Raw genomic sequence first — 8566 nt, 5'->3', positions numbered from 1 at the left:
AACCAAAGAGTCAATATCATTTTTTATTTTTTTTAAAATAAAATATTGTAAACAACTGGTTGTATTTCAAGACATTATAGGCAAAATAAGAAGCGTATAAAAATAAAACATGAAAACAGAAGAAATTCAAAGAGTGCATAGCGCCTTTAAAGTCAAAGTACAGCGCCCCATTGCAAGGCATAAAATATCAAATGCATGGATTAATTAATCTCAAGAGCGGTTATTTTACCTTACTTTAATATTGATTCAAAAGGATTTCTCTACACAGGTATGATTTATAAAGACATTGCTGTATAAAGAGAATTCGCATGATCTGTAATTTGTAAAAAGAATCAAATTCCTGTAGAAGCATGCTAAGCTATCTAGCTAGCTTTCTTTATTTAATATTGAGAAGTACTCTTATAAATCTATGTGGGATAACGAACAACAAAAAAACGATCCTGGACAAGACCCTGCTCTTGTCGTCAAGCGCTTGCGGCCTGCGCGCCGACAGGTCTCTGCTCGTTGGCTTACAGGAACCATTCTGACAGGAATCACTTCCTGCATTCTTATGGGTATTGCACTTTTTACGGCTCTTGATGAACAACAGCGATTGGTAACCCCTCCACAATGGTTTACGCAAGAAAACCTATCAGAATCACAAGATCTTGAAGCCAATGGCTATAAAGGTGATCGCATTTCTCCCACCCATGCACGGCAAAGCTTTGACAAAAAACGTCAATTTGAATTATCGATTCTACAAAAAAAAGGCGATGAAAAAGTCATTCAAACACAACATTTTGAATGGATTCGTATGGCTTTAGCCGAAAAGCGCCCCCAGAAATATAGCTATCCAAAATTTGATTCTTTAAGCATTCTTGCTAATGATTCGACAAATCAAAACGCTAAACTACAAGATTCTGGACAGATTTATGGAGCAAAGGTCGAAACAAAACTCACCTTACGCAGCTATGATTTTAAGGTAAATCAATTCGATTTTGATGACACTGACACATTGACAGATGAAGAGGCACAACAAGAAGTGCAAAAAGCTGGATTTACTTTAGAAAAGAGCTCCGAACTTCTTTCAGTTCTCACATTGATTGATCCTTTAAAATTAGAAGATGTATCCTCCCCTTCCCAAGGTACAGAATCCCCTGAAGTTCGAATCGTTCAAGAAAATGTAACCGTTTCTCCTCAAAGTCACCGTATCGATCTGACGAAAAACTATGTTGAAGATATTATTCCTATTCGTAAAAAACAAACGATAGCCGATGCTTTCAAAAAAACCAATTATACAAAAAAGCAAATTGACCAGGTTGTAAAAACGCTAGAAAAAATAAGCCTTTCCGATACCCTTAAAGAGGGAAGCCTTTTACGCATTGGCATCGTGACACAAGCGGGAGAAGAAGACCATCTCGTACGCGCAAGTATCTATCAAGGAATGCATCATATTCTCACCATTGCCCTGAATGATAAAGGCCAATTCATTGAAAGCACAGAGCCTAAAATGTCTAAAGCACTTAAAACGGCTTTTCAAAATGGTATTCCACATTCTTATATCAATAGCGCGCAATTACCAACGGCTTATGATGCACTCTATAGTGCTTTGCTAAGCCATAATATATCACAATCTCTCTCTCATCGTCTTATTCGTCTGCTTGCCACCAATATTGATATGAAAAGCCAGATAACCCCCAATGATCAGATTGAAATATTTTATGCCATACCACAAAGCGATAAAGAAACCCAAAACGGCAAAAAGAACTTAAAAGCCAAAGAACCCTCCAAGAACACTGATCCAGAAATTCGTTATATTAGCGCCACTTTTGGGAATACAACTTATAAATATTACCGTTATCAATTAAAAGATGGAAGCGTTGATTATTATGATTCTGAAGGGAAAAGTTCAAAACCTTTCTTGTTGCGCAAACCCACACCAAATGGCATTTTTGGCTCTCCCTTTGGCCCACGCAAACACCCTATTTTAGGCTATATTCGCATGCATACGGGTGTTGATTGGGTTGCTCCTAAAGGATCACCCATTATTGCTGTAGGAGATGGTATTGTCACAAAAGTAGGTGTAACAGGCGGCTATGGAAATCATACGGAAATTCAACATGCCAATGGGTATATTAGCAGTTATTCACACCAAAGTCGTTATGCACCAGACATCAAACCAGGCGTGAAAGTACGACAAGGACAAATTATTGGGTATGTTGGATCAACAGGAATGGCAACCGGTCCCCATTGTCATTTTGAAATCATTGTCAATGGCGTCAAAGTTGATCCCATGCGCATTCGTATACCGGATAGCAAAGCCTTAACCAATCAAGACCTACAAACATTCCTACAAGAAAAAAACAACATTGATGCCTTGATCAACAGCCCAATAGCACCCTCCGAAGAAACTTAAAGCATCTACCTTTTTACAACTCAAAACATCTAAAAAATATGCTTGAGCGCTTACTTTTCTCAAAGAGATTTCCGCATTTTAAATATCTATTAAAGAATACGCCGAAATATGCCACCACCCAAGGTCGCATCACAATGATTGAAAATAAAACGCCCTCCCCTTTTCTGGTTTACGCACAATAGAAAAGTAAAAAATATGAAACCCCAAAAGGTTAACTCTTCTTGTTTATTTTATCAAAACGATAAAAATCCCTTTGTTTTCCATGCAATAAAATCTCAAATCAAAGAGGTGCCCGCTAAAGGATGAAGATTCTAAAACCCATATCATTCTATAAACAACCCGGCTTCTTTTTGAATAAATTCCACCTATTGAATGCTTATGCTGTTCATGACCCTAAAGGACAGTGTTTCATGAACTTTCTGAGCACGTTTTACCTTAAGAATATTCGTTACACACTTTTACAAAAACACCCCATATTTAAAATTTTAACAGCCCTTACAAAAAATAATAAAACTTGAAAAAACAATCTATTCGCAAAGAAATAGAGCTTACGAATATAAGTATTATTAGCGTAAAGGAGCACTTATTCAAAATAAATTTAAATTTTAACTTAAGCACTTCAAAGCTATAAAACATACAAAAAAGGAGAATTTTGAAAGCTGATCATCGGAGTAAACAAAGCGAAAAAACAACAAGAGAGAAAATCAAACATTACACCAAAAGATAAAGAAGCAAAGTTGCTTCTCTTGAAGACAATCGATTTTAATATTAAAGAGTGATGTGTTCGCGCTATAAAGCCGTATTTTTCCTCCTTCTTGTGAAAAGATGCCCTCCCCATACATTCACGATGAATGAAAGGCAGCTTACCACGAGCAAAGAGAAAATTTACCCTTTTAAAAATCAGTCAGAGCTTTTTTTTGAACTATTCATGCTAAGTTTTGGCAAAGGAATGACAATTTTTGTACCTCCTAAAGCAGAGGTTTCAAACAGAGGTTTTTCACCAAATTGCATACAGAGCTGTTCCACGACTACACGACCAAGTCCTGTTTTTTGTTTTAAAGTTTGGCTTTTCATTCCCACGCCATCATCTTCTACAATGAGCATCAATTGTCCATCTTTCTGGGGACCAAAGGAGATATAAATATGACCGGACCGTTGATCAGGAAAGGCATGTTTTAAGGAATTTGTCAGCAGTTCACCAAGAATAATTCCAAGTGTTGTCGCATCTCTTGAAGACAGGCGACACTCTTTAAAGTTGGTGTGAATGGTGATGTTTTCACGCAATTCAAAAGGGACTGCCAATTCGACATCATGCACAACAGAACTGAGAAACTCTGCCAATAGTGTCGTTTCCATATCATCACTTAAGCGCAAACGACGATGTGCTGTAGAAATTGTCTGAATACGATCACGTGCAGCTCCTAGAACAGAACGGACCTCTTCATTTTTGCTTCGGTTTAACTGGAGCCCCAACAAAGAAGACACCGTCCCAAGAGAATTGCCAATGCGATGGCTTGCATCCTGCAACAATATTTCAACCCGTTGGCGTTCTTTTTCAGCGTGATTGCGTGCTCTTTCTAATTCTTGTGTTCGTTCTTTCACGCGGGCTTCCAGAGCGATATTTTCACTATGAAGCAGCAATTGATACAATTTTAAAGAGCGCATATCACGATGAAAACGATTAATAACAAAATAGGCCGAAACAAAAGTACTGACAACAGAAACAATAGCTGCCAATGTTAAAGCAGCACGCATCAATGCGATACCCTCGCGCTGTTTTTGGCGCACCACATCATCCCCATTAATAAAACTTGTCATCAATTGCGCTAAACGTGCTACAGGAATCTTTGATACTTCCAAAGAGTCCGCATGAGAAAGTTGAGAAGGTTGTTCAGAAATCGCATCAAGAGCATGCATATGGGCACTCATAAAGGCTTTTCGTGCTTCAACCTCTTCTTTAAAAGCCGTAAACCATTTATACCACTGCGGATGCGCATAAACAATAAGTGCGATATAGTCGAGAATATTCCCCAACTCCCGTTCTGAATTTTCAAAACGTATTTTATCTTCCGCCTTGCGCGTTTTTGCATAGCTGCGATCAGCAACAGCCATATCAATCAAGCTAATAAGGACCAAATCAGCCTGTTCACGCAATTCTGAACTTGTATTCAACTGTGCGACTTCTCGATCAACGGCATTTGAAAGCAACATAATAAAAACCGATGCCAAAAGAGCCATAACAAGAGAAACAACAATCGCACCCCACCGCCAGCGTGATATCGTTGCATCAGAAGAAGGCATTTGAGGCATCAAATTTGTTTTTGTTGTCATAGAATGTCCATTGGCGAACTTGAAAGTCGTCATTTTTCAGCACAAAGGAAGGCAACCTTATGGAACATAAAACCTAAAGCCCGTGAGAAAGTTTTATACAGGCTTTTCTTGTGTTCTTAAAGATACACGCCAAACTTCTGAATTCCCTCAGATACTGACTTTACTGTAATAGCTATAACGGGAATAAAAAAAACAAGGCTATCGATCATAATTATTATGCTTTTTTAGCCGTTAAATGAACACAATGTACTTCCAGCTGAGTAAGAATCAGGACCATAATCAGACTCACCATTGACATTAAGAAGTTCTTGTAATCGATTACGCGCCCTGCTCACACGGCTTTTAATGGTTCCAACAGCACAACCACAAATAGCCGCAGCATCTTCATAAGAAAATCCCGATGCGCCAATGAGAATAATGGCTTCTCTTTGATCGGCAGAAAGCAAATTTAAGGCTTTTTTGAAATCTTGCAAATCAAGTGATCCATATTGAGCAGGATGAACAGCGACATTTTGAGTAAACACGCCGTCGGTATCTTGAACTTCTCTTCCCTTTTTACGCATTTGACTATAAAATTCATTGCGCAAAATGGTAAAAAGCCAAGCTTTAAGATTAGTTCCCATCTCAAAACTATCTTGCTTAGCCCATGCCTTCATAACAGTATCTTGGACCAAATCTTCGGCTTTATCGTGCTTGCCACTTAAAGAAACAGCAAAAGCTCGTAAAGCCGGCAACACAGAAAGGAGTTCTTGTTTAAAGTTTTTCGCGCACTTTGACATAAAGGATTCAAACCTTTTCCACATTGTTTAAGCCAAATTGCTCTGCGCGCTCCAACTTCTCTAAAAGCTCAAGCAAACACCGTGGCAGTGCTTCTTCTTGAATTTCCATGTAAAATTGACGTAACTTCCGTGCTATTTCGCTATTGACCCCGAGAAGATCATCTCCAACTCTAAATTGTGTGGTGAGATTTTTTTCATCACGGTCGTTCATTTTTCATCCCCCTAATCCATATATTATTGGTAGCACCGCGAAGAATTTTTTCGCCTTATGGTTGTAAATATAGCTGTCGGTAAAAAGTTCCATACAAATCAAGGAACTTTTTTATCGGTTGAGAATTTCAACCAACAAAATGCTTGAAAGGTCAAAGGAGTTATAAATTATGTCATTATCAACGCGCATTGCCCCGCATCTTCCCTATCTTCGGCGTTTTGCCCGCTCTGTCACCGGTAGCCAATCCTCTGGCGATGCTTATGTTTCAGCGATGTTGGAAGCACTCATTGCCGACATCTCCATTTTTCCCAAAGCCTCCACTGACCGAATTGGTACCTATTGGCTTTTTTGCCATCTTTTTGACCAAACCACACCAAACATCCCTGAACCCCTGCCCCAATTTGGTCTTGAACAAAAAACCAGTGCCAAATTATCCTATCTCACGCCCCGTGCACGCCAAGCATTTTTGCTCATTGCCGTTGAAGGATTTCATGAACAAGACGCCAGCGAAATCATGAATCTGGATACGAAAGAATTTCGCAAACTTCTCAACCAAGCATCCATTGATATTTCTCAACAAATTGCCACTGAAGTAATGATTATTGAAGATGAACCTCTTATTGCACTTGATATTGAGCAAATGGTAGAAAGCCTAGGTCATCATGTTGTAGGAATAGCGCGCACGCGTGATGAAGCTGTCATTATGTATCATAAGAAAAAACCACGGTTGATTTTGGCTGATATTCAATTAGCCGATAACAGTTCAGGGATTGATGCGGTCAACGAGATTTTAAAAAATGACCGTATACCGGTAATTTTCATCACGGCTTTTCCCGAAAGGCTGCTGACCGGCGAGCGTCCAGAACCAACTTTTTTAGTGACCAAACCTTTTAACCCTGATATGGTGAAAGCGCTTATTTCCCAAGCTTTATTTTTTCAAGAGAATGCTTCTAAAGCGGCTTAGAACAGAGTAACATCTTAAAATTATGATCGTTACGCCTCTTTCAAAGCCTCCCATGGATAGATCTCACATGAGTGCGCTCATGCAAGCGATTCGTGGTGCTGATATTTGTGTTCTCTATCAGGCAACAAATCTGGTTTATTTATGGGCTGAAAACTTGCCGCACCATTTGCACCATAAATGGCGGGTTGGGTGTCGTGACAGCGACTTTTTTTCGCTTGACCTTGCAGACAATATGGAAACCATCAAACTGCAAGTTTTAGCCAGTGGCAAAATGCAAACCGTTGAAGCACGTTTTGAAGATACAAATAAACAAGAGATTTGGTACAAATTTTCTATTGATTGCCACCGCAATGATAACGAAGACATTATTGGGATTATCACCACCGGTGTCAATATTTCCGGCTTACGCCGCCGTGAACAAGTGCTTAAAATCCTTCTTCGCGAGGTCAGTCACCGTTCTAAAAATCTTCTAGCGATCATTCAAAGTATTGCCAGCCAAACCGCCCGCTATACTGAATCTCTTCAGGTTTTTTTACGAAAATTTCAAGGTCGTCTTCATTCTCTTTCTCATTCTCAAGATTTGATCACTGATTCCGATTGGCGTGGTGCTCAATTTCGCGAATTGGTCCAAACGCAAGCTTTAGGCTATTTAATGAAAGAAACAGAACGTTTTTCACTTGAAGGCGTCGATCCTTACCTCTTTCCCAATGCCGCTTTGCATATTGGTTTGGCTTTCCATGAATTGATTGTCAATTCTCTTTCTTTTGGTGTTTTATCGCAAGAAAAGGGTAGTGTCTGTGTACGCTGTGAAATCGAAACAAAACTGAATGGCAAAACGCAACTTATCATCACTTGGCATGAAAATTTCGAATCCAGCGTCTCTCCCACAAACAATATAAAAGCTTGTTTTGGCAGTGCTGTTCTTGAAAAAATCGTTCCCATTTCTGTCAATGGTTCAGCTTCTCTCAAATTGACACAAGAAGGAATTGTCTATTGCCTCTCTGTTCCTGATACTTATTTTGATATTTTTTCTTAAAAGAGCATTTTAAACAATGAACAAGAGAAGTTTCCCCTTTTTTAGCAAAATGTCTCATCTGTTTATTAAGCACAAAGATATTTTCCAACCTCTTTAAACCAACCTCTATAGTTCCTCAAACCTTAACGATGAGAACTTAAAGCCGCATAAAGCCCTTTCCTGTTCATCAACCTTTATCGCTCATACAGCTGCTATTTTAAGACAGATATTAAAACGATTAAGAGCAAACCGTTTCAGCTTTTATATGCAAAATAAAAGCGAGCCTATTACCCATCTCTTTTTGTGTAATTTTCGCAATGCGTATATAATTTTATTTTGGCAGAATATGAAATTTCAAGAAGTAAAGCTAATATCCATCATCACTCCTCAGCTTTACGGGCTTAAAGCATCCACGACAACGGCAATTAATTGATGTAAATTACACATTTTATGCTTTTATTTATCGCATTTTTTAATGGAGATATCCTCTTCAGTTACAATAGGGCTTCCTAAAACAGAATACATTTGTGTCCCTCATTCACGCACTTTTTTAATATTTCCCAGCGCATCCACGCTCATTTCAAAACAGTATCTGTAAATAAGATATAATAGCCCCCGTAAAGTGAAGCATCAAGCCCGTCCCTTGTTACACCACGTCCTTCTTTACCTTCATACCCCTTTTCACTTCATAAAAGTAGTAGCTGAGCATCATCATACCATTTGTCTCTCATGTTACAACAGCCGTTGACCTTTGAGAGCGTCCATAAGAGGCATTTCAGTCTTTTTTTAAATATTACTCACCAATATAAAGCCCACACACACACCCTTTTATGACGTGCAAGCCTATGACTTTGATTAATTCACTATAGAA

6 protein-coding genes are annotated in these 8566 nt (G+C 38.8%); 3 read left to right on the top strand and 3 right to left on the bottom strand.

Going from position 1 to position 8566, the window contains the following annotated elements:
- Positions 1–409 precede the first annotated feature (409 nt).
- Positions 410–2395: a M23 family metallopeptidase gene (locus ACFILZ_RS04005; protein ID WP_375610685.1), complete on the top strand. Its 1986-nt coding sequence runs from the start codon at positions 410–412 to the stop codon at positions 2393–2395.
- Between the two features lie 900 nt (positions 2396–3295).
- On the opposite strand, the gene ACFILZ_RS04000 is transcribed toward ACFILZ_RS04005, so the two are convergent.
- From ACFILZ_RS04000 to ACFILZ_RS03990, 3 genes are all read right to left on the bottom strand, one after another.
- Positions 3296–4726: a sensor histidine kinase gene (locus tag ACFILZ_RS04000; protein ID WP_375607011.1), complete on the bottom strand. Its 1431-nt coding sequence runs from the start codon at positions 4724–4726 to the stop codon at positions 3296–3298.
- Positions 4727–4950: 224 nt separating this feature from the next.
- Positions 4951–5505, bottom strand: a complete 555-nt coding sequence (locus ACFILZ_RS03995) for an RNA polymerase sigma factor (RefSeq protein ID WP_375607012.1) — start codon at positions 5503–5505, stop codon at positions 4951–4953.
- Positions 5506–5512: 7 nt separating this feature from the next.
- The gene (locus ACFILZ_RS03990) at positions 5513–5716 is read right to left on the bottom strand and encodes a NepR family anti-sigma factor (protein WP_375610684.1); all 204 of its coding nucleotides are present in this window, start codon (positions 5714–5716) and stop codon (positions 5513–5515) included.
- A 169-nt stretch (positions 5717–5885) separates the two neighbouring features.
- Between ACFILZ_RS03990 and ACFILZ_RS03985 the strand changes: the two genes are divergently transcribed.
- A complete protein-coding gene (locus tag ACFILZ_RS03985) occupies positions 5886–6680 on the top strand; it encodes a response regulator (protein ID WP_375607013.1) in 795 nt (264 codons plus the stop codon).
- Positions 6681–6702: 22 nt separating this feature from the next.
- Positions 6703–7716 carry a sensor histidine kinase gene (locus ACFILZ_RS03980; protein ID WP_375610683.1) on the top strand — a complete coding sequence of 338 codons (1014 nt, stop codon included), beginning with the start codon at positions 6703–6705 and terminating at the stop codon, positions 7714–7716.
- Positions 7717–8566 lie beyond the last annotated feature (850 nt).

Source organism: Bartonella sp. AP40SXNS (assembly GCF_042195825.1).
Lineage (GTDB): Bacteria > Pseudomonadota > Alphaproteobacteria > Rhizobiales > Rhizobiaceae > Bartonella.
The sequence above is the reverse complement of the archived record's forward strand: the minus strand, read 5'-3'. Positions and strand labels throughout refer to the sequence as shown.

Excerpts from the sequence above, each read along its gene's own strand:
- ACFILZ_RS04005 (WP_375610685.1), top strand. The coding sequence starts at position 410 with ATGTGGGATAACGAACAACAAAAAAACGATCCTGGACAAGACCCTGCT.
- ACFILZ_RS04000 (WP_375607011.1), bottom strand. The coding sequence starts at position 4,726 with ATGACAACAAAAACAAATTTGATGCCTCAAATGCCTTCTTCTGATGCA.
- ACFILZ_RS03995 (WP_375607012.1), bottom strand. The coding sequence starts at position 5,505 with ATGTCAAAGTGCGCGAAAAACTTTAAACAAGAACTCCTTTCTGTGTTG.
- ACFILZ_RS03990 (WP_375610684.1), bottom strand. The coding sequence starts at position 5,716 with ATGAACGACCGTGATGAAAAAAATCTCACCACACAATTTAGAGTTGGA.
- ACFILZ_RS03985 (WP_375607013.1), top strand. The coding sequence starts at position 5,886 with ATGTCATTATCAACGCGCATTGCCCCGCATCTTCCCTATCTTCGGCGT.
- ACFILZ_RS03980 (WP_375610683.1), top strand. The coding sequence starts at position 6,703 with ATGATCGTTACGCCTCTTTCAAAGCCTCCCATGGATAGATCTCACATG.